This window comes from Actinomycetota bacterium (assembly GCA_035697485.1).
In the GTDB taxonomy this organism is placed as follows: domain Bacteria; phylum Actinomycetota; class UBA4738; order UBA4738; family HRBIN12; genus JAOUEA01.
The window spans coordinates 1-24,289 of the sequence record DASSCU010000051.1; the positions used below are offsets into that span (position 1 = coordinate 1).

The 24,289-nt window shown below is 68.7% G+C and carries 25 protein-coding genes and 4 tRNA genes; 5 read left to right on the plus strand and 24 right to left on the minus strand.

Features of this window, described 5'->3' with window-relative positions:
* Window positions 1–68 precede the first annotated feature (68 nt).
* The 3 genes from VFI59_12985 to VFI59_12995 form a co-directional block, all read right to left on the minus strand.
* Window positions 69–140, minus strand: a tRNA-Val gene (locus VFI59_12985).
* Between the two features lie 31 nt (window positions 141–171).
* Window positions 172–242 (minus strand) — tRNA-Cys (locus VFI59_12990).
* A gap of 75 nt (window positions 243–317) precedes the next feature.
* Window positions 318–417 (minus strand) — tRNA-Ser (locus tag VFI59_12995).
* A gap of 162 nt (window positions 418–579) precedes the next feature.
* Here VFI59_12995 and VFI59_13000 point away from each other — a divergent pair.
* A complete protein-coding gene (locus VFI59_13000; protein ID HET6714613.1) occupies window positions 580–1,143 on the plus strand; it encodes a hypothetical protein in 564 nt (187 codons plus the stop codon).
* A gap of 809 nt (window positions 1,144–1,952) precedes the next feature.
* Here VFI59_13000 and VFI59_13005 read toward each other — a convergent pair.
* The 5 genes from VFI59_13005 to VFI59_13025 form a co-directional block, all read right to left on the minus strand.
* Entirely contained in the window at window positions 1,953–3,095 is a 1,143-nt protein-coding gene (locus tag VFI59_13005) for a response regulator (GenBank protein ID HET6714614.1), read from the minus strand.
* Window positions 3,092–3,472, minus strand: a complete 381-nt coding sequence (locus VFI59_13010) for a response regulator (GenBank protein HET6714615.1) — start codon at window positions 3,470–3,472, stop codon at window positions 3,092–3,094. The genes VFI59_13005 and VFI59_13010 overlap by 4 nt, the downstream gene beginning before the upstream one ends.
* On the minus strand, window positions 3,469–5,091 hold the full coding sequence (locus tag VFI59_13015; protein HET6714616.1) for a HAMP domain-containing sensor histidine kinase: 1,623 nt from the start codon (window positions 5,089–5,091) through the stop codon (window positions 3,469–3,471). Before VFI59_13015 ends, VFI59_13010 begins: the two co-directional genes overlap by 4 nt.
* A 12-nt stretch (window positions 5,092–5,103) precedes the next feature.
* Window positions 5,104–5,604, minus strand: coding sequence for a nuclear transport factor 2 family protein (locus tag VFI59_13020; protein HET6714617.1), 501 nt, complete (start codon window positions 5,602–5,604; stop codon window positions 5,104–5,106).
* Between the two features lie 159 nt (window positions 5,605–5,763).
* A complete protein-coding gene (locus VFI59_13025) occupies window positions 5,764–6,138 on the minus strand; it encodes a response regulator (GenBank protein HET6714618.1) in 375 nt (124 codons plus the stop codon).
* Window positions 6,139–6,155: 17 nt separating this feature from the next.
* Between VFI59_13025 and VFI59_13030 the strand changes: the two genes are divergently transcribed.
* Window positions 6,156–6,821 (plus strand): response regulator transcription factor, encoded by a 666-nt coding sequence (locus VFI59_13030; protein HET6714619.1) that lies wholly within the window; start codon window positions 6,156–6,158, stop codon window positions 6,819–6,821.
* A gap of 2 nt (window positions 6,822–6,823) precedes the next feature.
* Here VFI59_13030 and VFI59_13035 read toward each other — a convergent pair whose 3' ends face one another.
* Window positions 6,824–7,432, minus strand: coding sequence for a histidine kinase (locus tag VFI59_13035; GenBank protein ID HET6714620.1), 609 nt, complete (start codon window positions 7,430–7,432; stop codon window positions 6,824–6,826).
* 379 nt (window positions 7,433–7,811) lie between these two features.
* Between VFI59_13035 and VFI59_13040 the strand changes: the two genes are divergently transcribed.
* Complete coding sequence (locus VFI59_13040) at window positions 7,812–8,249, plus strand: cupin domain-containing protein (GenBank protein HET6714621.1); 438 nt, start codon at window positions 7,812–7,814, stop codon at window positions 8,247–8,249.
* A 355-nt stretch (window positions 8,250–8,604) separates the two neighbouring features.
* On the opposite strand, the gene VFI59_13045 is transcribed toward VFI59_13040, so the two are convergent.
* The 7 genes from VFI59_13045 to VFI59_13075 form a co-directional block, all read right to left on the minus strand.
* Window positions 8,605–8,680, minus strand: a tRNA-Gly gene (locus VFI59_13045).
* A 38-nt stretch (window positions 8,681–8,718) separates the two neighbouring features.
* Window positions 8,719–9,228: an N-acetyltransferase gene (locus VFI59_13050; protein ID HET6714622.1), complete on the minus strand. Its 510-nt coding sequence runs from the start codon at window positions 9,226–9,228 to the stop codon at window positions 8,719–8,721.
* Window positions 9,225–9,659, minus strand: a complete 435-nt coding sequence (gene dut, locus VFI59_13055) for a dUTP diphosphatase (protein HET6714623.1) — start codon at window positions 9,657–9,659, stop codon at window positions 9,225–9,227. The genes VFI59_13050 and dut overlap by 4 nt, the downstream gene beginning before the upstream one ends.
* Entirely contained in the window at window positions 9,659–10,042 is a 384-nt protein-coding gene (locus VFI59_13060; protein ID HET6714624.1) for a VOC family protein, read from the minus strand. The genes dut and VFI59_13060 overlap by 1 nt, the downstream gene beginning before the upstream one ends.
* A 98-nt stretch (window positions 10,043–10,140) precedes the next feature.
* A complete protein-coding gene (locus tag VFI59_13065; protein HET6714625.1) occupies window positions 10,141–12,876 on the minus strand; it encodes a vitamin B12-dependent ribonucleotide reductase in 2,736 nt (911 codons plus the stop codon).
* Window positions 12,877–13,111: 235 nt separating this feature from the next.
* A complete protein-coding gene (nrdR, locus tag VFI59_13070) occupies window positions 13,112–13,588 on the minus strand; it encodes a transcriptional regulator NrdR (protein ID HET6714626.1) in 477 nt (158 codons plus the stop codon).
* 95 nt (window positions 13,589–13,683) lie between these two features.
* Complete coding sequence (locus VFI59_13075) at window positions 13,684–13,971, minus strand: LysM peptidoglycan-binding domain-containing protein (protein ID HET6714627.1); 288 nt, start codon at window positions 13,969–13,971, stop codon at window positions 13,684–13,686.
* Window positions 13,972–14,084: 113 nt separating this feature from the next.
* On the opposite strand from VFI59_13075, the gene lexA reads away from it, so the two are divergent.
* Window positions 14,085–14,699, plus strand: coding sequence for a transcriptional repressor LexA (gene lexA, locus VFI59_13080; GenBank protein HET6714628.1), 615 nt, complete (start codon window positions 14,085–14,087; stop codon window positions 14,697–14,699).
* Between the two features lie 6 nt (window positions 14,700–14,705).
* Here lexA and VFI59_13085 read toward each other — a convergent pair whose 3' ends face one another.
* Window positions 14,706–15,404 carry a calcium-binding protein gene (locus VFI59_13085; GenBank protein HET6714629.1) on the minus strand — a complete coding sequence of 233 codons (699 nt, stop codon included), beginning with the start codon at window positions 15,402–15,404 and terminating at the stop codon, window positions 14,706–14,708.
* A 158-nt stretch (window positions 15,405–15,562) separates the two neighbouring features.
* Here VFI59_13085 and VFI59_13090 point away from each other — a divergent pair, with 158 nt between their 5' ends.
* On the plus strand, window positions 15,563–16,555 hold the full coding sequence (locus VFI59_13090) for an SIS domain-containing protein (protein ID HET6714630.1): 993 nt from the start codon (window positions 15,563–15,565) through the stop codon (window positions 16,553–16,555).
* A gap of 10 nt (window positions 16,556–16,565) precedes the next feature.
* Here the strand turns inward: VFI59_13090 and hflX are convergent, their stop codons facing one another.
* The 7 genes from hflX to miaB are packed head-to-tail and all read right to left on the minus strand — an operon-like array spanning window position 16,566 to window position 24,191.
* A complete protein-coding gene (gene hflX / locus VFI59_13095; GenBank protein ID HET6714631.1) occupies window positions 16,566–17,906 on the minus strand; it encodes a GTPase HflX in 1,341 nt (446 codons plus the stop codon).
* Window positions 17,907–17,917: 11 nt separating this feature from the next.
* Entirely contained in the window at window positions 17,918–18,745 is an 828-nt protein-coding gene (locus tag VFI59_13100) for a 2,3,4,5-tetrahydropyridine-2,6-dicarboxylate N-succinyltransferase (GenBank protein HET6714632.1), read from the minus strand.
* Window positions 18,745–19,917 carry an aminotransferase class I/II-fold pyridoxal phosphate-dependent enzyme gene (locus VFI59_13105; GenBank protein ID HET6714633.1) on the minus strand — a complete coding sequence of 391 codons (1,173 nt, stop codon included), beginning with the start codon at window positions 19,915–19,917 and terminating at the stop codon, window positions 18,745–18,747. The genes VFI59_13100 and VFI59_13105 overlap by 1 nt, the downstream gene beginning before the upstream one ends.
* Window positions 19,914–21,047, minus strand: coding sequence for a succinyl-diaminopimelate desuccinylase (gene dapE, locus VFI59_13110; protein HET6714634.1), 1,134 nt, complete (start codon window positions 21,045–21,047; stop codon window positions 19,914–19,916). The genes VFI59_13105 and dapE overlap by 4 nt, the downstream gene beginning before the upstream one ends.
* A complete protein-coding gene (gene dapF, locus VFI59_13115; protein HET6714635.1) occupies window positions 21,044–21,916 on the minus strand; it encodes a diaminopimelate epimerase in 873 nt (290 codons plus the stop codon). The genes dapE and dapF overlap by 4 nt, the downstream gene beginning before the upstream one ends.
* Window positions 21,913–22,836: a tRNA (adenosine(37)-N6)-dimethylallyltransferase MiaA gene (gene miaA, locus VFI59_13120; protein ID HET6714636.1), complete on the minus strand. Its 924-nt coding sequence runs from the start codon at window positions 22,834–22,836 to the stop codon at window positions 21,913–21,915. Before miaA ends, dapF begins: the two co-directional genes overlap by 4 nt.
* Before the next feature lie 11 nt (window positions 22,837–22,847).
* The gene (gene miaB / locus VFI59_13125; GenBank protein HET6714637.1) at window positions 22,848–24,191 is read right to left on the minus strand and encodes a tRNA (N6-isopentenyl adenosine(37)-C2)-methylthiotransferase MiaB; all 1,344 of its coding nucleotides are present in this window, start codon (window positions 24,189–24,191) and stop codon (window positions 22,848–22,850) included.
* Window positions 24,192–24,289 lie beyond the last annotated feature (98 nt).

Sequence of the window (24,289 nt, forward strand, 5' to 3'; positions counted from 1 at the left end):
GTGTGCTCTCCTCGCGGTAGACGTCGACAACGCGTGCCACACCCGCTGTGAGCAGCGGGCTCCACCGGTGGGCGCTAGAGGATTTGAACCTCTGACCTCTTCCGCGTCAAGGAAGCGCTCTCCCCCTGAGCTAAGCGCCCGTGTGCCCCCTGATGCTACACGGGAGTGTCGAGGCGGGGACCGGAATCGAACCGGTGTACGAGGCTTTGCAGGCCTCTGCCTAACCACTCGGCCACCCCGCCGCTGCGTGCCGGCTCGCGGCGGTCAGTCTACGCGACGACGCACGAACGGCCGCCCCGAAGGCGGCCGTTCATCGGAGCGGACGACGGGATTCGAACCCGCGACCCCCACCTTGGCAAGGTGGGATGACTCGTTCGTCGAGTCGCTTCCTGTCCCGCTGACCTGCGTGTATGTCCGGAGGCCATCCCATCTGGTCGCGCCTCACCGGTCCTGGACTGCCGAGGTGGGTAGAACAGACGGGTAGAGCGGCCAGTCATCCAAGGTGTTCCAGGCGAACGGGAGCGCTGAAGCAGCCGGACAGGGGGGATGCATAGCGGAACCCGTGTCACACTCCCGGCCATGGCTGTCCTCACGATCGACGAATCGTTCCTGGAGCGCTGGAGCCAGCGGTATGCCGACCGCGCGACCGCAGCCGGGGCAGCGTTGGAGCGCCAACTATTCAACGACGTGGGGCCGGCCGCGCGCGCTCGCATGCACCTCGAGATGGACGAGCTGCTCCAGATCGGCAGGTGGAAGGCCGCGCGCTCGGCAAGTCACCTCAGTCGAAACGACCCGATCAATGTTCGGCATGTCACGAGGGCGGCTTTCGCGCCGAAGGCTGTTGAACGCCTATCGATCCTCACGACGCTCTACGGCGTTCAGGATGCGATGGCGTCGTCGATCCTCACCGTGTGGAGCCCCGAGCAGTACACGGTCTGGGACGTTCGGGCGATCTGGACGATGCAACAAGCTGGGCTGATAGAAGACCGCGCCCCGTTCGGCTGGTACCTGATCTCTTGCCGCGCGCTCGCAGACTCGCTCGCTGTTTCGGCGACGGATGTCTCCAAGCTTCGCACCCTCGACCGGGCACTGTGGCAGTACAGCAAGGAGAACCAGCCCCCCGTCGTGCGCGGTACTCGGTGAGTGTGTGCTCGAGTCTCTCGTCGTCGCATAGCTCGCCGTCCCTCGGGAGGTGCTGCACAAGGATCGGGAGCATGGCCAGGCTAGCCCGTCACTCCACACGAGCGGGGTTACACATCGCCAGCCTGAGGATTAGTCTCTCGGGACCGACGCAACTCCGAATCGGTCGGAACCTACAACCCGCAGAAACCGGGGTCCGCGACCTAGGACACCCGTCGGCACGTAGAGGCCCCCGGGCTGCGGTTCCCCGGAGTACGGGGGTCGCTGCGCGTCTCGACCCGTCTCGTGGATCGTCTCGACCGAACCGTTCGCTCGCGTTCACAACCGCGGGTCTGCCTCGCTGCCACGAGGCTCTCCTGCCTGATGCGGAGGTCATCACGCAACGCCCGCGGGATGTCATCCGGCGACGGCATCGACACATGGGCATCGCCGGCGATGATGGGAGACGGCCCGACCCCTTAACGACGCAGCGACAGCTCCCAGAGGAACTCGGGGATGGTCGCGATCCCTGGAGCGCGTCCCGCTCGAAGAGGCCGAGCATGATGGCGATCCCCGAGAGCATGAGCAGCGGCCTCCGATGCGTCCCAGCATCGCCATGCCTGGTGGCACCAATTCGGCTCGGTACATCAGGTAGCCCAGGATCAGGCCGTTCGCGAGGCCGGCGAAGAACCTCGGCCTGGGGCGTGAGCCCCTCGGTTCCGCCGACCAGTCTTCCCGGCCCTCCGTGGCGAGGCTCCTCCGCCGGCTCACCACATGGAGGGTTCGCACGCCGGCCCATACGGGAGGACCATCCGTCGCGGTCGAGCCGCGCCTCAGGAGCCCTGCAGGGTGGACACGTTCGCCGACGGCTCGCGAACGGCGATCACGTTGAATGCCGGGATCGGCCTACGGAACCCCTTGAGCGTGAGCTCACCTCTGGGCTCCACTTCGACGTCTTCCTCGACCTCCGCGTGGAGACTCTGGGTGATCAGGACCTGGCCGCCCGTCGCTTCATCGGCGAGCCGCGCTGCGAGGTTGGTCACCGCCCCGATCGCCGCGTAGTCGGAGCGGCCCTCGAACCCGACCTCGCCGCACGTCGCGTAGCCGAGTGCGATGCCGGCCCCCAGGTCCAGCTCGTAGCCGCGCTTGCGCCACACCGGCGTCAGCGTCGCCATCTCTTCTCGGAGCGCACACGCGAGCCGAACCGCGCGCAGGGGCGCGTCTGGGATCTCGTGAGGGTCGTTGAAGAAGAGCTGGACCCCGTCGCCTTCGAGGAACCCCACGGTCGCGTCGAACCGTTGCACGAGACCGCCGATCACAGAGTGGAACTCCCCGAGCACCTGCATCAGCTCCTCGGGCTCGACCGCGTCGACGAAGCTGGTCCATCCGCGCAGGTCGGCGAAGAGCATGGCGACCTTGCGGCGATGGCTGCGGAGGATCGCGTCGTCACCCGACGCGACGATCGCGTCGACGAGCTGCGGAGAGAGGAACCGCCGGAGCTTCCGGACCCGCTCGAGCTCCACGACCTGGTACTGCACCCGCTCCTCGAGCGTTCGATTCAGCTCGGTCAGCTCCACGGCCTGCGACGTGATCGTGTCGTGGTAGCGCTTGATCCGCAGGAGCGACCGGACCCGCGCGAGCAATTCGTCCTGGTCGAACGGCTTGGCGATCAGATCGTCCGCGCCCGCCCGGATCGCCTCGGTCTTCTCCGACGTGCTGGCCGTGATCATGATCACGGGCAACATCGCGGTCTCCTCGCGCTCCCGGATCCTGCGACACACCGCGTACCCGTCCGGCTGCGGCATCACGACGTCGAGCATCACCAGGTCCGGCTTGGTCGACGCGACGAGCTCCAGCGCGCGCTCGCCGTCGGTCGCGGAGACGACGTCGTAGCCGCGCGGCACGAGTATGGCCTCGAGCAGCCGCACGTTCGGAGCAACGTCGTCCACGACCAGGATCCGGCCCTCGCCGCTCATCCGATCCGTCCTTCGCAGTGTTGCCGGACGATCCCGATCAGCTCCCGCACGTTCACGGGCTTCGACACGTAGCCGTCGAAGCCCTCCGCCAGGAACCGCTCGCGGTCCCCCTGCATCGCTTGTGCAGTCAGGGCAAGGACGGGGATCGTCGCCGTGCGCGCGTTCGCCCGCAGTCGATGGAGCGCTTGGACGCCGTCGAGGTCCGGGAGCTGGACGTCCATCAGCACGAGGTCCGGCGTGTGCTCGGATGCCATGTCGACCGCCTCGCCGCCCGTCGTCGCCTCGAGCGTTCTGAAACCGGTCGCGACCAGGACGTCACGGAAAAGCTTCATGTTCTTCTCGTTGTCCTCGACGACAAGGATCCGCTCGCCCGTCATGGCGTGAACGATCCCGCGGGCAGCGCGAACGTGAACGTGCTCCCGCGACCGAGCTCGCTCTCGAGCCAGATCCGTCCGCCGTGGAGCTCCACGAACCGCTTCGAGAGCGCGAGGCCCAGGCCGGTTCCCTCGCGGTGCCCGACGCCCGTCTCGCTCTGCTGGAACTCCTCGAAGATCCGATCCCGATCCTCGGGAGCGATGCCCGGGCCGGTATCGGCGACGGAGACCCTGACCTCGCCGTTGACCCGCGTCGCGCTCACGTCGACCTCCCCGCCCGCGGGCGTGAACTTCACCGCGTTCGAGAGCAGATTGAAGATGACCTGCTTGATCCGTCGCTCGTCTCCGTTGACCGGATCGACCTCCGGATCGGCGGCGAACGCGACGCGGACCCCGTCCTCCGTCGCGCGCTCGCGAACCATCACCACGCCGCGCTCGAGTGCCTCCCGTAGGGAGAACGGGTGCACCTCGAGCTCGACCTGTCCGGCCTCGACCTTGGAGAGGTCGAGGACGTCGTTGATGAGCGAGAGCAGATGGTTCCCCGAGGAGGTGATGTCGTCGAGGTACTCCGCCTGCTTCTCGTTCACCGAGCCCACCATCTCGTCGCGCAAAACTTGCGAGAATCCGATGACCGCATTCAACGGTGTCCGGAGCTCGTGGGACATGTTGGCCAGGAATTCCGACTTGTGCTGACTTGCTTCCTCGAGCTCCGCGTACACGCTCCGGAGCTCGTCGTTCATCCGATTGACGTTGGCTGCCAGCGCTCCCAGTTCGTCGCGGTTCTCGACGTCGACGCGCCCCTCGAAGTCTCCCGACGCGATCGCCGCGAGTCGGACGTCGATGTTCTGGATCGGACCGATGAGCGACCACGACAGGATGAACCCCAGCAACAGCGCGAGCACGAGTGCAGCGGCTGCCACGCCGATGAACAGCGCCCGCGAGCTCGCGAACGAGCTGGCGTTCCGGGCGATCAGCTCCTCGACCTCGGCCCGCGTCCCGTCCGCCAGGTCCGCGGTGAAGGTCTTGAGGTCGCTCGAGAGTTTCTCCACTCTCACCCGGATCGGCAGTACCTCGTCGGCTGTGGCGTCCTCCTGGTAGAGGGGGATGAGCTCTTGGTCCAGCACCACCCAAAGACTGTGGGCGGTGTCCCTGATGGTCTCGAGGTCGCCATGATCCTCAGGGGGCGGCGTGAAGCCCAACTGATCCGCGGCCGTCCCGGCTTCGATGGCGCGAACCGCGGAGCTCGCGTGTCGGTCGATCGCCTCCAGATTCTCCCGCTGCGGGACCTCCGTCCAGACCTTGTAAAAGTCATCACCCACGTTCTCCGCCAAGAGGTTGCGGAGGTTCAACACGTCCCTCTGGAGCTGCGCGTAGCCGATCGCTCGCTCCCGGAGCGCTCCGAGACTCGCGACGCGATCGTTCGACTGCCCGAGGACGAGCTGCCCGAGCAGTCCCACCGCGACGAGGAGCATCGAGGTGCCGACGGACGCGAGCAGGAGCTTCGTGCGAACCGTGACCGGCAGACGGGCGACGGCACGGACGAACGGATCGTCGATGCGGCTCAGCGGCCGCCGCTTGTGGACGACAGCCGCTCGCCGCTTGTCAGCACGCGCGTCGGGCACAGGCTCGCACGCCTAGAGCTCGGTCGTGCCGCCGACGAAGTTCGTGATCAGCCACTCCCCGTTGATCCGCGCGACGTCCGCATCGCCGGCCGTGACCGCCACCACCTTACTGGTCGCGGCATCCACGAAGTGGCACTCGAAGTGCAGCGTCCCGCGGTCGCCGTTCACCGTGACCTCGAGCTTGTAGGCGGGGTGATCGGAGATCCAGGTGTTCGCGGGGTCGAACGCCGGCGACTTCTCAAGCCAGAACTCCCGGATCTCGTCCACGCCCACCGCGGTCTCTCCCCCGCCGACGGTGAAGGTCGCGTTGGGGGAGTACAGGCTCAGCATCAGGTCGATGTCCTTGTCCGATGTGGCCTGGTGGAAATGCTTCTCGAGCTTGTCGATCTCCCACATGTCTTGGAATCGTCGGGCCTCGGCGTCGGACGAGTCGGCGCTCGAGCCACCACAGGCCACGAGCACGACAGAGAGGAGGAAGATTCCGAGTCCCCCACCGATCACGAGCCTCCGCATGGCGATACCCCTTCCGCTCAGGCCGCTTGGCCGTCGGCGCTCGACGATGTTCACACCGCCGAGCCGATCCGTCTAGAGGCTAGGGAGCGCGATGGTCTCGGCCCACCAGGCCAACCGTCCTTGTCTTGGGGATGCCAGCACGGTACGCCCTCGACCTCGTCACCCCGTCCTCCCCACGCAGTGACGGCGGACCTGCTCGGGAAACGTGCTCACGTGGATCGGCTTTTCGAGCCATCCCGCGAAGCCCGCGTCCTCGAGCCAGTCTTCGCTCCCTTCGAGCGATGATGCGCTCATCGCGACCACCGGGATGAGAGCCGTTCGCTCGTGTGCCGCGAGCCTCCGCGTCGCGTCCACGCCATCCATGTCGGGAAGCCGGAGGTCCATCAGGATCACGTCAGGCACGTGCTCCCGCGCGAGCGCGATCCCCTGCGCGGCCGTCTCAGCACCGAACGTCCGGAACCCCGCCGCGCCCAGGACATCGAGTGCGAGCTTGAGGTTCCGGTCGTTATCGTCAACGACGAGGACGCTGGTCACAGGCGTATCCTCGGGCCATGCCGCTCCGGTTGGTGATCGCCGAGGATCATCTCTTCGTTCGCGAAGGTGTCCGGCGACTGCTCGAGGCGGACCCTGAGCTCGAGGTCGCGGCGGTGTGCGGCGACCTCGACTCCCTGTTCGCCGCGGTGGAGGCGGAGCGTCCGGACGTGGTCGTCACCGACATCCGCATGCCGCCCGGCAACAGCGACGAAGGGATCCGGGCGGCAGATCGGCTCCGCACCACCGATCCACACGTAGGCGTCGTCGTGCTCAGCCAGTACGCGACGCCGAGCTACGCCATCGCCCTCCTGGAGGGTGGCAGCGCCGGGCGCTCCTACCTCCTCAAGGAGCGTGTCCAGGATCCGGGCGAGCTCGTGTCTGCGATCCGCGCGGTCGCGAACGGCGGCTCGGTGATCGACCCGATGGTCGTGGAGGCACTGGTCGCGGAGGATGCCCGCGGCGAGCGGTCGCCGCTCAAGAGCCTGACCGCACGCGAACGCGACGTGCTGCGTGAGATGGCGGCGGGCAAGAGCAACGAGGCGATCGGTGAGTCCCTCTTCCTCGCCGAGCGGTCGATCGAGAAGGTGATCCATTCGATCTTCCTCAAGCTCGGGCTCACGTGGGAGCCGTCGGTCAACAAGCGGGTCAAGGCCGTGATCCTGTACCTCGCAGAGAGCGACTAGCGTCATCGTGGGAGCGGCAGTGAGCCGGTGACGGTGGTCCGGTCGCCCTCCGACGCGATCGTGACGCGCCCGCCCAACGCCTCGACGCGATCGTACGGGGCGCGACGCTCCGCTCCCAGGTCGCACTCCGCGACGACCTCGAACGCGAGCGCGCCCTCCTCACCTCGGACGCTCACCACCGCCGAAGTGCCGGTCGGCGCGCGCTCCAACGAGTCGAGCACGCAGAAGTAGACGGCGCCGGCGATCTCCGGCGGCACGGTGACGTGCACGTCGACGTCGATCCGCACCGCCACGCCTTCGCGGCTCGCCGCCGCGCGGAGCTCCGGGGCCAACCCGCCCGCGTCGAGAAGCGAAGGGATGATCCGGTTGGCGAGCTCCTGCATCTCCGTCAATGCCCGCCGCGCTTCGCGCTGCAGCTCGTCCAGGAGCGCTCTCGCCGCGGCGGGATCGGACTCCACCGATCGCGCCGCGACCTCGAGGTTGGCCGCGAGCCCCACCAGGTCCTGCTGCACGCCCTCGTGGAGGGCCCGCTCGATGCCGCGACGTTCGGCATCGGCGACCAGCGCGAGTCGTTTCCGAGACGCTCGGAGCTCCTCGATCTCGCGGCGCAACCCATCGAGGGTTGGCTGCTCGTCGCTCTGGTCGATCTCCAGCGGATGCCCTCCTGCGCCTGGGTCCCCGGCAGTTGTCCGTCATCGCTCGGGCGGCGTCAAGCGGCCCAGCACGGTATCGAGCCGGGATGGCAGCATCCCGGCGCTCGCCAGGCCGCCACCGTAGAGCCGGCCGGAACGACCTCGTAGCGTCGCGATGGACGAGCGCTCATCGCGCATCGAGAAAGGGGGGGAAGGCGATGAAGCTCAGCTCCGAGCGGGTTGACCCAGAACGAACCGGTCCCTGCGGCCGAGAAATGGCCGGGTTGGCGCAATCTCGTGGACCTCCTCGGCGGCCATTCCGGTCGAAACCAGCTCGCTTCGAAGGAAGGACGCCAACATGAAGAAGAAGCGCGTAATCATCGCTCTGGCGGCTGTCCTGGTCCTCACGGTCGGGGCTGCGGTCGCGACGCCGAGCCGGGGCTACGTCGCCAAGGTCCTCGGGGCGACGACGATCGATTCGCTGTCCATCCAACCGGACGGGCCGAGCGTGACGTTGTTCGTCCGCGCCCAGCTAGAGCCCAACGGCACCACCGGGTGGCATTCGCACCCAGCCCACGTCTTCGTCCTCGTGAAGCAGGGTCGCGTGGCGATCATCGAGGAGGGTGACTGCACCCGTAACGTGTACCGGCCCGGTGAGATCTTCGTTGAGACACCTGGTCACGTGCACAAGGCACTCAACGTGGGAGAGGACGGGGTCGTACTGGTTGCCACCTTCGTCGGGCTGCCACCTGACACGCCACCGACCACCGATGAAGCGAATCCCTGCCTAGCCTGAAGCTCCGATCAGGTCGTCGGGCAATGAGGGCGATGAGCCCGCCGGGTGTACCCGCCCCGGTGGGCTCACTGCTCTCGCCGCTCAGGCCGACGATGAAGGCAGCGCAGGTCGGGCTGAGCTCGCGGGGCCACCCACACGGCTCCACGATCCACTCGTACAGGTCGTTCGAGAAGTGCAGCTCCCCCGCTTCGAGCAGCCGGTACTCGGCGAGCGTGAGCCCCAGCCGGCCCGCAATCTGAACCGGCGTAGCCCGAGGCGCTCGCGGAGGCGCTCGCGGCCCCTCGGTAGGTTCTCAAACGAGGGGCCCCCGGGCTGGGTCGCACCCGGGACCTTCAGAGTTCCCACAGGTAGTTGCTGGAGCGGACGACGGGATTCGAACCCGCGACCCCCACCTTGGCAAGGTGGTGCTCTACCAACTGAGCCACGTCCGCGCGGCGCGCACCCATGCTAACCCCGGCCTTGTGCACCTTCAACCGAAGGCCGGGTGCCAGCGAACTGCGCCCGCGAGTCGCGCCGCCCGTGCCTCGTCGAGCACGGCGATCTGAAAGTCCTCCTCGGCGACGACGAAGTCTCCCTCCTGCATGCCGCCGAACGGGTTCCGCAGTCCGTAGCGCGATCCCGGCGCGAACCCGAGCGGACCGTAGAGCGAGGGATCGCCCAACAGGATCACGGCCGGCTTCCCCCGGTCTCCCGCCTCCTCGAGCGCGGCCCGCACGAGCGACGATCCGATGCCACGCTGTTGACGGTCGGGGAGCACCCCGATCGGGCCGAGCGCCAGGACGTCGGTCTCCCCCACCTGAGCCCTGCTCATCTGCACGTGGCCGACGATGTCGCCGTCGATCTCGGCCACGAGCGCGAACGACCCGGCCTCGTCGCGAACCGCCTCGACGATCGTCGACTCCAGCGGTCGCTCGAAGGCGGCTCGCTCGACCTCGATCGAGGCGGAGCGATCGGCGTGCGCTTCGAGCCTGACGATCACGACGAGCCGGTCGAGCCGAAGCCACCGTCGCCCCGCTCGGACTCGGGCAACCCGTCGACCCATATCGGCTCGACCTCAGGGATCCTGACGACCACCAACTGCGCGATGCGGTCGCCGCGCGCGATCTTCACAGCACCGGCGCGGTCCAGGTTCACCGCCGACACGATCACCTCGCCCCGGTAGCCCGCATCGATCAGCCCCGGGGCGTTGGCGAGCGTCAGGCCGTGCGTCGACGCGAGGCCGGATCTCGGCAGCACGAGTCCCGCGTGTCCGTCCGGGATCGCGACGGCGACGCCGGTGGGGATCATCGCCCGTTCGCCGGGGAGCACCTCGACGTCGACGTTGGCTCGCAGGTCGAGCCCGGCGTCGCCGGGATGCCTCGCAGACGGCAGTGCCGCCTCGTCGTCGAGCCGCCGGAACGGCAGCTCCATCAGGCTTTCGGCTCCACCAGCTCGATGCGGTTGCCGAACGGATCGCGCACGTGACACCGGTGATACCCCTCGAGCGGTACGTCATCGGTCACCCGATACCCGGCCGCCTGGATCCGTTCCCGCAGGGTCTCGAGGTCCCTGACGAGGAACGCGGGATGCGCCTTCACGGCCGGGGTGAACGGCTCCTCGATGCCCAGGTGCACCTCGAGGCTCCCGTCGCGGAACCACACACCGCCCCTGGGCGCGAGCTCGGGCGGCTTGGGCACCTGGGTGAGGCCGAGGATCGCGCCGTAGAAACGAACGGCGGCCTCTTCCTCTCCCGGAGGCATCGCGAGCTGCACATGGTGCAGGCCCTCGAGCCCGGCCCGGCCCTCATGCGTCATGCGCACAGGCTACCGATGCATCGTGTGCGCGGCATCGCGACCCTGCGGCCTCACCGTGAGCCGGGCGCCGTCCCTCGCCCACGGATCGATCGCGGACGTCAGGAGCAGCCGCTCGTCGAGCCGCAGCTCGAGCAGACGTAGCAGGAGCCCGCCGGCTGCATCTTCGACCCGCAGCTGTAGCAGAGCGGCGCGTCGTTGGCCTTCGCGGACGGCTTCTCGGCCTGGTCGAGGACGAACGCCACGCCGTCGCCCGGCTCGAGTATCGACTGCTCGGGCTGCGCGGCGACCTCGGCCCGCACGGCCTCGGTGCGCTCGGCGATCGACTTGATGCCGAGCCCCTCACGCGTTTCCGCAGGCAGGTAGTCGAGCGCCAGCCTCCGGAACACGTAGTCGATCATCGAGGTCGCGAACCGGATGTCTGGATCGTTCGTCATGCCGCTGGGCTCGAACTTCGTGTTGATGAACTTCGACACGTAGGTCTCGAGCGGCACCCCGTACTGCAGCCCGATCGAGACGGCGATCGCGAAGGCATCCATCACGCCGGCGAGGGTCGACCCCTGCTTCGAGGTCTTCAGGAAGATCTCGCCGAGGCCGTCGTCCGGGTAGGAGCCGGCCGTGATGTAACCCTCGGCGTCACCCACCTGGAACGAGGTCGTGGTCGAGGGGCGCGACATCGGCAACCGCTTGCGGACCGGGTGCGCCAGGCCTGCAGGCTCCTGCGCCTCGGCGCCCTTCTTCTTGTCCGCGGACAGCGGCTGGGCCACCTTGCAGTTGTCTCGGTAGATCGCGACGGCCTTGAGACCGAGCTTCCAGCTCTCGACGAAGAGCTGTTCGACCTCCTCGACGGTGGCCTCCTCCGGCATGTTCACGGTCTTCGAGATGGCGCCGGAGATGAACGGCTGCGCGGCCGCCATCATGCGCACGTGCCCCATGTAGTGGATGGGCTGTGCGCCCATCGCCGTGTCGAAGACCGCGTGATGCTCGGCCTCGAGGTGCGGCGCGTCGGCCACCGAGTTGTGCTCGGCGATGAAGGAGACGATGTCCTCGATCTGGGACGCCTCGTACCCGAGCTTCTCGAGGGCCCGCGGCACCGTCTGGTTCACGAACTGCATCGTGCCCCCGCCGACCAGCTTCTTCGTCTTCACGAGCGCCAGTTCGGGCTCGATGCCGGTGGTGTCGCAGTCCATCATCAAGCCGATCGTGCCCGTGGGCGCCAGCACCGACGCCTGCGCGTTGCGGAACCCATGCTGCTCGCCGAGCGAGACCGCTTCGTCCCAGGCCTGCTTCGCCGCCGAGAGCATGCCCTCGGGCACCAGTTCGTGATCGATCTCGTCGGCCGCGGCGCGATGCTTGCGCATCACTCTGAGCATCGCGTCGGCGTTGGGCTCATAACCCTCGAACGCACCCATCACCTCGGCGATACGTGCGCTCGTGCGATACGCGTGCCCGGTCATGGTCGAGGTGATCGCACCCGCCCATGCGCGACCGGCATCGGAGTCGTAGGGCAGACCCCTCGCCATCAACAGGGCACCGAGGTTCGCGTATCCGAGGCCGAGCTGACGGTACGCGCGGGCGTTCTCGGCGATCTTCTCGGTCGGGTAGTCGGACTCGCCGACCACGATCTCCTGCGCCGTGAACACCACCTCGACGGCGTGCTTGAAGCTCGCCACGTCGAAGGCACCGTCGTCGTCGAGGAACTTCATGAGGTTCAACGAGGCGAGGTTGCACGCGGAGTTGTCGAGGTGCATGTACTCGCTACACGGGTTGGAGCCGTTGATCCGGCCCGACGCCGGGCACGTGTGCCATTCGTTGATCGTCGTGTCGTACTGCATGCCCGGGTCGGCGCACTCCCAGGCTGCCTTGGCGATCTGCCGCATGAGCTCACGGGCGCGAACGGTGTCGACCGTCTCTCCGGTCGTGACCGCCTTCAGCCTCCAATCCTGATCCTGTTCGTATGCGCGCATGAACTCGTCGGTCACCCGCACCGAGTTGTTGGCGTTCTGGTACTGGATCGACGCGCTGTCCTTGCCGTCGAGATCCATGTCGAACCCGGCGTCGCGCAGGGCTCGGGCCTTGTGCTCCTCGTTCGCCTTGCACCAGATGAAGTCCTCGACGTCGGGATGATCGACGTTCAGGATCACCATCTTCGCGGCGCGCCGCGTCTTGCCGCCCGACTTGATCGTGCCGGCGCTGGCATCGGCGCCTCGCATGAAGCTGACCGGCCCAGAGGCCGTGCCGCCGCCAGCGAGCGACTCCTTCGACGAGCGTATCTTCGAGAGGTTGATGCCCGAGCCCGAGCCCCCCTTGAAGATCGTGCCCTCCTCGACGTACCAATTGAGGATCGAGCTCATGTGATCGTCGACGGCGAGGATGAAGCAGGCCGAGCATTGCTGCGGCGTGTCGGGCACACCGACGTTGAACCAGACCGGCGAGTTGAACGCGGCCTTCTGGGTGACGATCAGATGGGTCAGCTCGTCCGCGAAGACCTGGGCGTCGTGGTCCGTGGCGAAGTAGCCGTTCTTCTGACCCCACCTGGTGATCGTGTCGACGACCCGCCCGGCGAGCTGTCGGACGCTCGACTCGCGCTGAGGGGTGCCGAGGGTACCTCGGAAGTACTTCTGAGCGACGATGTTGGTGGCGTTCTGGGACCACGACGCCGGGAACTCGACGTCGCGCTGCTCGAAGGCGTTGCCGCCTTCCTTGTAGTTCGGGATGACCGCGTCGCGGATCTCCCACTCCACGTCGTCGAACGGGTGCTTCCCTTCGGTCGTGAAGTACCGTGAAAACGTCAAGCCCTCCCGGATGACCTCGACGTCGCCCTCTTTCGTCGCCACCGGTAACCCCCTCCTCTGCTCGGCGGTCGTGGACCGCCCTGTGGAACAAGTGTGGATGGCTGGGGAAAAGCACACCCGTGTGATTACGGCTCGGTGATTCTGGACCTCCCGGTGCCCGCCGTCAACATGCTGTGCCGAGAATTCTTGTCACACACTACATGTAGTATCTCATGGTCGACCCGCTTCGACCAAGGGCGGGTTGCCCGCAGGGAGTCGGAGGGCTGTCTGACGACGCCTAGCGCGTGCGGCGTCGCTTGGCCGGCTCCTTCTTCTGCAGCGAGACGAGCTCTCGCTCGAAGTCCGCGACACCTTCGAATTCCTTGTAGACGGAGGCGAATCGGAGGTACGCGACCTCGTCCGCCCGGCGGAGCGCTGCCAGCACCTCCTGGCCGACCAGGCTCGATGGGATCTCGGGCCCGCGCCGACGCAGACGCCCCTGGATGCGATCGACCATGATCTCCACCTCGGTCGCGGTCACCGGTCGGTCGGCGAGCGCCTTGCGGATGCTGCTCGCGAGCTTCTCCCGATCGAACGGCTCCTTCGAGCCGTCGCGCTTGACCACGACCAGGCCGACCTCCTCGATCCGTTCGAAGGTCGTATACCGGCGGCTGCACGCGAGGCACTCGCGCCGCCGACGGATGGCCACGCCGCCTTCGGCCGGCCGGGAGTCGACGACGCGGTCTTCGTGAGCGTCGCACCAAGGGCATCGCATCGTGGTCGCAGCCACAAGATGTTGTGGCCGCGCGAACCGTACTCGCGGGGACCATCGGCGTCAACGCGATCGTGTGAAGGTGGCATCGGCCCGTCTCACGACGACGGCGGGATCGACAGCGACCGTCCGGGCACGAGGCCGTCGATCGCGCTCTCGTTCAACCGCTCGAGCTCGAGGATCACGGCTCGAGGGTCGCGATCGGGTGCCAGCCGAGCGGCGATCGACCACAGCGTGTCGCCCTGCCGGACGACGTATGTCCTCGACACCGCAGGTTCGAGCGGATCGCCGGCCAGCCCCCGCGCCGCCTGCCCGCCCAGCGCGAGCATGATGCCGATCGTGGTCACGATTACGACGAGGCGGCGACGAACGTACGTTCGATGCATGGAGGAAGCTTCCTCGAACGCGTGTTCGAAGTCAAGCGCGGTTCCGAACATATGTTTGCACCCTCTCGCATCGACTGCTACGGTCGCGCTCATCGAGAGGGAGGCTAGTGACCATGTCTGACACGACGGCGATCAGCCAACGACAGCAGCGCATCCTCGACGTCATCGCCGAGACGATCCGCGAGCGTGGATACCCTCCGACGGTCCGCGAGATCGGCGAGGCCGTCGGCCTCACCTCCTCGTCGAGCGTGCACGCGCAACTCGCGAACCTCGAGCGCAAGGGCCTGTTGCACAAGGATCCGACCAAGCCACGGGCCATGGCCCTCTCCGAGCCGCGAGCGGGGGCCGTCACCGTTCCGTTGGTCGGCCGGATCGCCGCCGGTGCGCCGATCCTGGCCGATCAGAACGTCGAGGACCACATCGCGGTGCCCGAAGGCTACGCCGATGACCGCGACCACTTCGCCCTGACCGTGGTCGGGGACTCGATGATCGGGGCCGGCATCTTCGAGGGCGACGTCGTGGTGGTGCGGTCTCAGGACCACGCCCGCGACGGCGATATCGTCGCCGCGCTGCTGCCCGGCCCCGCCGAGGACGAGGCCACGGTGAAGCGGCTCGGCCACGACGGGACCCGCGTGATGCTGATCCCGGAGAACCCCACGCTCCAGCCCTTCGAGATGCCGGACGGCCGCATCCTCGGGAAGGTCGTGGCCGTGCTCAGGAAGCTCTAGGTCACCTCAGGCTTCGCATCCGTCCACCGTGTCGCCGGGATCGGTGGTGCAGGTGTCCGTCCCTCCCTGTCCTCGCACGAGGTCGTTCCCTCTCCCGTCGACCGAGTTGAGCGTGTCGTTGCCCACTCGGCCGCGGAGCTGGTCGGCGTCCTTGCCGCCCACCACGAGGTCATCACCTTGACCGGCGGAGATCCGATCCTTCCCGGCCTCGCCGTACAACGAGTCGTTCCCCTTCGAGCCCCGCATCGTGTCGCCTTGGGTGCCACCTCGGACGACGTCGTCGTCGAGGCCGCCGGCCATGGTGTCCTTGCCCCCGCCGCCCCGCAGCGTGTCGTTGTCGTGCCCGCCCTGCATCACGTCACCGCGGGCACCGCCCTTCAGGATGTCCCGGCCGTCGCCACCCAGTAGCTCGTCGCGGCCACCGCCGCCCTTGAGCACGTCGCGCCCGACGCTGCCTTCCAGGTGGTCGGCACCGGCCCCACCCTTCAGGATGTCGCTGCCACGACCTCCCCTGATGACGTCGTTGCCTCCACGACCGCAGATCACGTCCCGACCCGCGGTGCCATTGAGCACGTCGTTCCCGGCGGTGCCGACGATCGTGCAACCGCCTCCACCTCCGGCCCCCGCTGTCGTGATCCCGACCGGTCCGACGACCGTCGCCACCCCGAGCAACGAGGCAATCGCCAACGTGATGCTCCGCTTCATGCGCCCCTCCTCCACGGTTCTGCCTACGCGCAGGGGTACTCCTACCAGAAACCGCTCATCGATGGAATGCCTCGGTGGTCGATGGCACCGCTGCTTCCGAAGCAGCAGGTCTCCGTCTAATCTGTCGGGGATCCACGCCCAGGAGGGGCCCCGGTCGAATGGCAGCTGAGGGTGAGAGCGCGCTCGAGCGGCAGATCCGATCGCAGCCTGCCGCCATCGAGCACATGTTGACGTCCCCCGCCGTGCGTCAGCAGGTCCACGTGGCGACCGAGGGGTTGCATCGGGCTCGCCGTCTCTGGGTCGTCGGCACCGGCACCAGCCTGCACGCGGCCGAGCTCGGTGCGGCGATGTTGATGGATGCCGGGCGGGCGGCGACGGCGGTGCCCGCGATGCAGTTCGTCACGCAAGCTCCGGTGATCGGTCCGAAGGACGGAGTGATCGTGATCACGCACACGGGTGAGACCGCCTACGCGCTGGCTGTCCGAGCGCTCGCGTTCACGGGCGGACTCGACACCGTCACGATCACGAAGCGCGGGAGCGACTTCCCCCGGGTGATCGAGACCGTCGAGGCCGAGACGAGCGAGACCTACACCGTCAGCTACACGACCGCGCTCGTGGCGCTCGCCCTCATCGCCCAGGAGCTCGGCGCGGCTTCGTTGTCCGACGACGCGCTGGCGCCGCTCCCCGCGGCTGTGCAGGCGGCGATCGACGACCCGTCGATCGGTTCCATCCCGCGTCCCGACCGCGCCTTGGCGATCACCGGCGCGGGACCTGCCGCGATCACCGCGCGGGAAGGGGCGCTGAAGGTCCGAGAAGCGGCCCGGGTCCTCGCCGAGGGCTACGACGTCGAGTATCTCCTACACGGCTCGGCCGTGCCGCTGGACCGGCGCGACCACCTCGTGACGCTCGCGCCCCCCGAGGAGCCGTTGGTCGCAGGTGTGGCGGCGGCTGCCGCGGCCGAGGGCGTGGCTCACACACAGCTCCGGGAGTCCACGTCGCTGGCGGGGCTGCTCGCTCAGATCCCGCTCACCGTCCGCCTCCAGCTGCTCGCGCTCCGAATGGCCCAGGAGGGTCGCCACGACCCGGACCGTGTGATCGTGGGCGCCTGGGCCGACGAGGCTCTGTGGCGCACCGGCGCCCCGGAGGAATGAGGAACCGGCGTCACCCGGTCCGTCGCTCGCTCCGCACGAAGCCGCGCACGGAGGCGAGCTCGCGGAGGCCCACCCTGGCGTGCACGACCGTTCCCTCGTCTTCGTGCGTCGTCGACAAGACCTCAGACTCGCGGTACAGGAGCGCGATCAGGTCCTCGCGCCCGTAGGGAACGAGGAGCTCCACCTCGACCGGTGGGTGCGGCAGCGTCAGCTCGAGGGTCTCGAGCAGTCCCTGAACGCCTTCCCCGGAGAGCGCCGAGACGGGCACGGAGCCCGGATAGCGGCGGGCGAGTCGAGCGCGTTCGGAGCCGCTCAGACGATCGATCTTGTTCAGCACCAGCACCTCGGGGATGGAGCCGGCGCCGATCTCGCCGAGCACCCGCCGGACCGCATCGACCTGGTCGGTCAGATCAAAGGATGCCGCGTCGGCAACGTGCACGACGAGCTCGGCGAGCGTCACCTCCTCGAGCGTGGACCGGAACGCCTCCACGAGGTCATGCGGCAGCCTGCTCACGAACCCGACGGTGTCGCTGATCGTGCAGCGGCGTCCCCCCGGCAGCTTCAACTGGCGAACGGTCGGATCGAGGGTCGCGAAGAGCTGGTCGGCCACCACGACGTCGGCGCCCGTCAGGCGATTCATCAGGGTCGACTTTCCGGCGTTGGTGTAGCCGGCGATCGCCGCCTGGGGGATACCGCTCGCCTGCCGGCGTGACCGCTTCGTCTCGCGGGTCCGCGCGAGCGTCTTGAGCTCGCGCCGGAGCTTCGCGATGCGACGGCCGATGTGCTGGCGGTCGACCTCCATCTTCGTCTCGCCGCCGCCGAACCGCGTGCCGACGCCGCCGCCGGCTCGGCTCATCGCCTCGCCCCACCCGCGCAGACGAGGCAGCAGGTAGTTGAGCTGGGCCAGCTCGACCTGCGCCTTGCCCTCGCGGCTGCGCGCGTGGAGGGCGAAGATGTCGAGGATCAATGCGGTGCGATCGATCACCTTCACGCCGATGCGTTCCTCCAGCGACCGGAGTTGTCCGGGCGTGAGCTCCTGGTCGAGGATCACGGAGTCCGCGCCGCCGCGATGAACCTCCGCGTGCACCTCCTCGAGCTTGCCCCGCCCGATGTACGTGGCGGGGTCCGGCTCCTGACGGCTCTGCACGACGCGAGCGACCGCTTCGGCGCCGGCGGAATCGGCGAGCGCGTCGAGCTCGTCGAGATCGCCCTCGTCGATCCCCGGCCCCACGCCGACGAGGACCGCCTTCTCGCGGACCGCAGGTCGCCACGTCGCCGACAGTGGGGATTCGAGCACCTGGCGCTCGACGGGGCGGCGCGTGCGACTCGTCGGGCTCGAGGATCGGCTCATCGCACCGCCGCCTACCCCATCGACGAGCCGAAGTCGCGAAGCATCTCGTTCAGCCGCACCTTGTCGTCGGTCGCCTCCGTCCGGTGACCGATGATAAGACCGCAGGGAAGCCCGAAGTGGCCCGCCGGAAACTCCCGCGTTCGGGTCCCCGGGATCACCACCGCACCCGAGGGGACCCGGCCACGGTGTTCGACCGTGTCGGAACCGGTCACATCGATCACCGGGGTATTCCCCGTGAGCACGACGCCCGCCCCGAGCACGGCGTTCGCTCCCACGCGCACCCCCTCGACCACGATGCACCGAGAGCCGATAAACGCGCCGTCCTCGATCACGACCGGCGCGGCCTGGAGCGGTTCGAGCACTCCCCCGATCCCGACGCCGCCGGCGAGGTGCACGCCGGCGCCGATCTGGGCACACGAGCCCACGGTGGCCCACGTATCGACCATCGTGTCGGGTCCGACCCACGCCCCGATGTTCACGTAGCTCGGCATCAGCACGACACCCCGGGACAGGAACGACCCGTACCGCGCCGTCGCCGGCGGCACCACTCGCACACCAAGGGCGTCATACCCGTGCTTGAGGGGCAGCTTGTCGTGGTACTCGAACGGCCCGGCTGCGCTCACCTCGAGGCCGCGGATCCGGAAGTAGAGCAGCACGGCCTGCTTCACCCACGTGTGCACCACCCAGCCCGACCCGTCGGGCTCCGCGACTCGGACCTCACCCCGATCCAGCATGCCGATCGTCGCCTCGACGGCCTCGTGGTCGAGGCCAGCCTCCGGATCGCTAAAGCGGGCGACCCAGCTCGACTCAACGCGCTCGCACAGTTCCGCGACGCTGATCACGCGTGCACCCCGCTCAACGCCTCGTCGAGGCGCTCGACCGCGCGCTCGCACTCGGTCAACGTCGGCACCATCGCCATACGAACGTACCCCTCCCCGTCCGTGCCGAAGAAGGATCCGGGAGCGACGATCACCCCGGCGCGGTCGATCAGGTCGAGCGCCCAGTCGAGCGACGGTCGGCCACCGGGGACGGCGATCCACAGGTAGAAGGTCGCCACGCTGCCGGCGATGCGCACACCATGACGAGCGAACAGGTCGATGAAGACCTGCCGCTTCTCCGCGTACCGTGCCCGGTTGTCCTCCACGTGGGTCTCGTCGTTCCACGCGGCGATCGAGGCCCGCTGCACGAACTCCTGGGGAGTCACGCCCACGCTCGGGCGCAGCGCCTTGAGAGCTCCGATCAGGCCAGGGTCCCCCGCGGCGAAGGCGCTGCGGTAACCGGTCATCGACGACCGCTTGCTGAGGGTGTTGATCGCGAGGACGTTGGTGAGGTCACCCACCTGCAGGGCCGACACGGGCGGCGGTCCCTCGAACCAGAGCTCGCTGTAGGCCTCATCGGAGGCGAGCAGCACGTCGTGGTGGCGGCATCGCTCCGCGGCATGGCGGAGGAAGTCGAGCGACGCGACCGCACCCGTCGGGTTGTTCGGGTAGTTCAACCACAGGATGGACGTCCGGGTCCAGGTCGCCTCGTCGACGGCATCGAGATCCGGGAGGAAGCCGTCGGTCTCGAGCAGCGGCAGCCGACGGACGTCGCCACCGACGTAGCGTGCGCCTCGTTCGGGGATCGTGTACCCCGGCGCGGTGACGAGCACGACGTCCTTCCCGGCATCGGGATCGAGCGTCGCCTGCGCGAGCGAGAACACGATCTCCTTCGATCCGAGTAGCGGCAGCACCTGGGTGTCGGGATCGACGTCGGCGCCGAACCGCCGCCCGATCCAGCCCGACACGGCGAGTCGCAGCTCCGGCAGACCGGCGGCCCGCGGGTAGGAGGACGTCGGCTCGATCGCTTCCCGCAGAGCGTCGCGGATGAACGGGGCGGTTACCTCCCGTGGATCGCCCACCCCGAAGTCGATGAGCTCCCGGCCCGCGCCGAGCGCCTCCGCCTTGCGCCGATCGAGCTCTTCGAACGGATACGGCTCGATACGCCGGATGCCCGGCGACAGATGCGTCACGTCTTCGACCCCTCCTGCCCATCGCGACCGGCGGCCGCCCCGAGGCCCAGGAACGCGCGAAGGACCGCGTGGCATCGCACCAGCGAGTGCACCTCGACGCGTTCGTCGTCACGATGAGCGTACTGCGGGTCACCGGGGCCGAAGTTGACGGCGTCGACGCCGGCCAGGGCGAACTCCGCGACCGGTGTCCACGCCTGCTTGGGCCGCAGGGGCAGATCGCCGGCCTCGCGGAGACGCGTCACCAGCGGGTTGCGCACGCTCACCGCCCCGGGGGGCGCGTTCCCGTCGATGCGGACCTCGACGCGCGCGGGTGCCAGCAACTCCCGGAGCCGAGACTCGGCCTCGGCCGGGGCGTGTCCGGGCGCGTAGCGGTAGTTCACCCCCGCCTCGACATGGTCGGGGACGACGTTCGCGGCCACCCCGCCCGCGATCGTGGTCACGCTCACGACCTCCCGGAAGGTGAGCCCATCGATGATGACATCGCGCACGGGCAGGTCGGCGAGGGGGGCGAGCGCCGCGACCGCCCGGTGGATCGCGTTCTCGCCCTGCCACGGACGCGCGCTGTGCGCCGCTCTCCCCGTCACGATGACCGTTGCGTTCAGGTTGCCGAGGCATCCGACCTCGACGGCGTTGTCGGTCGGCTCCATCACGATCGCGAGGTCGGGCGTGGCGGCGGGCGGGCACCGATCGAACAGCGGCACGAGGGCGCTCTCGATGAATGGGAGCTCCTCACGTCCGAAGAAGAGCAAACCGACGTCGACGGAACCCGGATCGTCGGCGAGCTCGTCCGCAAGCTCCATGATCACGGCGAGGGCGCCCTTCATGTCGGCCGCACCCCGTCCCACCACCCTGCCGTGCTCGAGCAGGCCGGGTACGTTCCCGGCGATCGGTACGGTGTCGACGTGCCCGGCGAGCACGACGAACGGCCGCCCGGCCCGCCGCACCGCCGGGGCGACGAACAGGACGGTGTCGTGGTCGTCGAGCACCTCGAAGCTTCGCGGCAACGATGAGCGGATCGATGCCAGGATGTCCGCCTCGCCTCGGCTGACCGACGGCACGTCGATCAGGGCGAGCGCGCGGTCACCGAGTCGATCCGCGAGCGCCGAGCCGGTCGGAGCATCCAGGCTCATGAGCCCACCAGCGCCTCGAGGTCGGCGACCCCCTCGAACACGCGCCGCGCCTCACCCGTCAACAGCACCTCGCCGTCGTCCCGACGTTCGACCTCGAGGTCGCCACCCGGGAACCGCACGACGGTACGCGAGGAGACGAGGCCCGCCTCGTTCGCCGCGACCGCGGCGGCGCACGCGCCGCTGCCGCACGCCATCGTCTCCCCGCTCCCCCGCTCCCAGACCCGAGCGTGCACCACCCCGTCGTGCACGTACGCGAACTCCACGTTCGTGCCTTCTGGGAAGAGGTCGTGGCGCTCCAGCGCGGGCCCGATGTGGCCGACGTGCACGGTCGCCGGGTCGCCGTCGACGAAGACGACGAGGTGAGGGTTGCCCATCGAGACGGCGGAGGCGGTCAGCGTGAGCCCGTCACCGATCTCGAGCGGCTGCGCCAGGAAGGTCTCCCAGGCCGGACCGCGCATCGGGATCGCCGCGCGTGTGAAGTTCGGCGTGCCCATCGTCGTGGTCGCCCGCCGCACACCCGTGGGTTCGGCATGCAGGGTGAGATGCCGGACGCCGGCGCGAGTGAGGACATCGACCGAGGTGATGTCGGTCAGTCCACGGTCGTGCAACAGCACGCCGACGCAGCGGATACCGTTGCCGCACATCTCGGCCACCGATCCGTCGGCGTTCGCGTAGTCCATGAAGAACGATGCGCCCTCGCGGTCGGTTCGCACGATCCGGATCAGGCCATCGGCTCCCACCCCGGCCCGCCGATCGCAGACCGCCGCCACCTCCTCGGCCGAGAGGGGTCGATCGTCGTCGAGGTCGACAACCATCACGAAGTCGTTGCCCGCCCCCTGGTACTTCGCGAACTCGAGCGATCCTCTCACGACGTCAGGAACGCCCTCATGTCGTCGACGACCTCGACCGCCCCGCCCTCGCCGGCCTCGAACCAATGAATGCGAGGGTCACGCCGGAACCAGGCCATCTGCCTGCGGGCCAAACCCTTCGTGCGTCGCACCGTTCCCTCCCAGGCTTCCTCGAGGGAAAGCCTACCGTCGAGGTGGCGGACGAGTTCCGCGTACCCGATCGCCTGGCTCGAGGTGAGCCATGCGCCGAATCCGCGCCCGACGAGTCCACGCACCTCGTCGAGCCAGCCGGCAGCGAACATCGCCGCGACGCGATCCGCGATGCGGGCGGCCAGGGTTCTGGCCTCGACCGCGACCCCCGCCACGAGCACACGCGCGGGGTCGTAGCGGTCCCAGTCGGCGGCGAAGGCGCTGAACGGCGAGCCCGTGATCGCGGCGACCTCGAGCGCCCGCACGACGCGCCGCACGTTGCCCGGCTCGATCTTCGCCGCGGCGACCGGATCCAGGTCCTCGAGACGCCGGAAGAGTCGTCCGACACCGACGGCCTGGGCCTCATCCTCGAGCTGCGCTCGTACCGACGGGTCCTCGCCCGGGAAGATCAGCTCGTCGGCGAGCGCTCGGAAGTAGAGCCCCGACCCACCGACCAGCAGGGGCGGAAGGCCACGGGCCCGGATGCCCGAGATCGCCTCTCGCCCAAGGGCCTGGTAGCGGGCGACGGTGAACCGCTCGGAGGGCTCGGCGAGGTCCAGCAGGTGGTGCCGCACGAGCCCCCGTTGCTGGGCCGTCGGCTTGGCGGTCCCGATGTCCATGCCTCGGTACACGAGCATCGAATCGACCGAGCAGATCTCGGTACCCAGGGATCGAGCCAGCGCGATCCCCGCGTCCGTCTTGCCGCATGCGGTCGGTCCCACGAGCGCCAGGAGCCGCGGCCCGGTCGCCATCGTGCCGGCCGTCAGATGGCCGCGCCGACTCGGGCGTGCACGAGCTCGCCAGTGAGGTGGTGTGGGGCGGCCGCCACGATGCGGGCCCGCGCGAAGGTGCCCGGCTCCAGGGCGTCAGCGATGTGCACGATGCGGTTCGTTCGGGTCCGCGACTGTGTCGAGCGTCCCTTCCGGTCGCCGCCCTCCACCAACACCTCATGGGTCTCACCGACGAGCGCCGCGGCTCGGTCGGTCGAGACACGCTCCTGCAGCGCGACCAAACGGTCGAACCGCTCCTGCACGACCGGCTTGGGGACCTGCTCCTCGAAGCCCGCCGCCCTCGTGCCCGGACGGGGCGAGTACTGGAACATGTACGCGCTGTCGAAACGAGCGGCTTCCACCACCTCGAGCGTCTGCTCGAAGTCCTGCTCGGTCTCCCCCGGGAAGCCCACGATGATGTCGGTGGAGACGGCGATCCCATCGATCGCCGTGCGGATGCGATCGAGCCAGCCCAGGTAGCGGTCGCGCCGGTACGACCGCTGCATGCGCCTAAGCACGGCGTCCGACCCCGACTGCAGCGGGAAGTGGATGTGTTCGCAGACGGACGGCGTCTCGGCCATAGCGTCGATGACGTCGGGCGTGAAGTCGTGCGGGTGCGGGCTGGTGAACCGAACCCGTCGGATCCCCTCGACCGCGCCCACCTGTCGCAAGAGATGGGCGAACAGCGGAGTGCGCGACGACCCGGGCACGGTGACGTCGCGACCGTACGTGTTCACGTTCTGGCCGAGCAGGGTCACCTCGACGACCCCCCGGGCGGCGAGCCCCTGGACCTCGGCCAAGATGTCGCCGACGGAGCGGGAACGCTGCGGCCCCCGGACGAGCGGCACGATGCAGAACGTGCAGGCGTTGTCGCACCCCGGCGCGATCGAGACCCACGCGCGGAACGCGTCATCGCGGGCCGCCGGCAGCGCGCTCGGGAACGTCTCCGTCTGCTCGCGCACGTCCATCTGGGGGCCCTCGGTCTCCGAGCGTTCCAACAGGTCCAGGAGGTGCGGCAGCGCGTGGGTCCCGACGACCACGTCGACCCAAGGGGCACGACGCTGGATCTCGCCCTGGTCCTTCTGGGCGAGGCACCCGCTGACGACGATCCGCATCTGGGGGTTGGCCGCCTTCAACGGCTTCAGATGGCCGAGGTTGCCGTAGAGCTTGTTGTCGGCGTTCTCGCGGATCGCGCACGTGTTGAGCACCACCACGTGCGCGTCGGCGAATCGGTCGGCCGGGGTCATGCCGTCGGCGAGGAGCAACCCGGCGATGCGCTCCGAGTCATGCTCGTTCATCTGGCACCCGAAGGTGCGGATCGCATACGTGCCCTCCACGACCTCACGAGGGTAGCCGATGCCACCGGCCGGCTACCCAGATCGCACGAGATCCGCGGACACCTCTCAAGCCTGCATCACCACCGCCGATGTGGGGG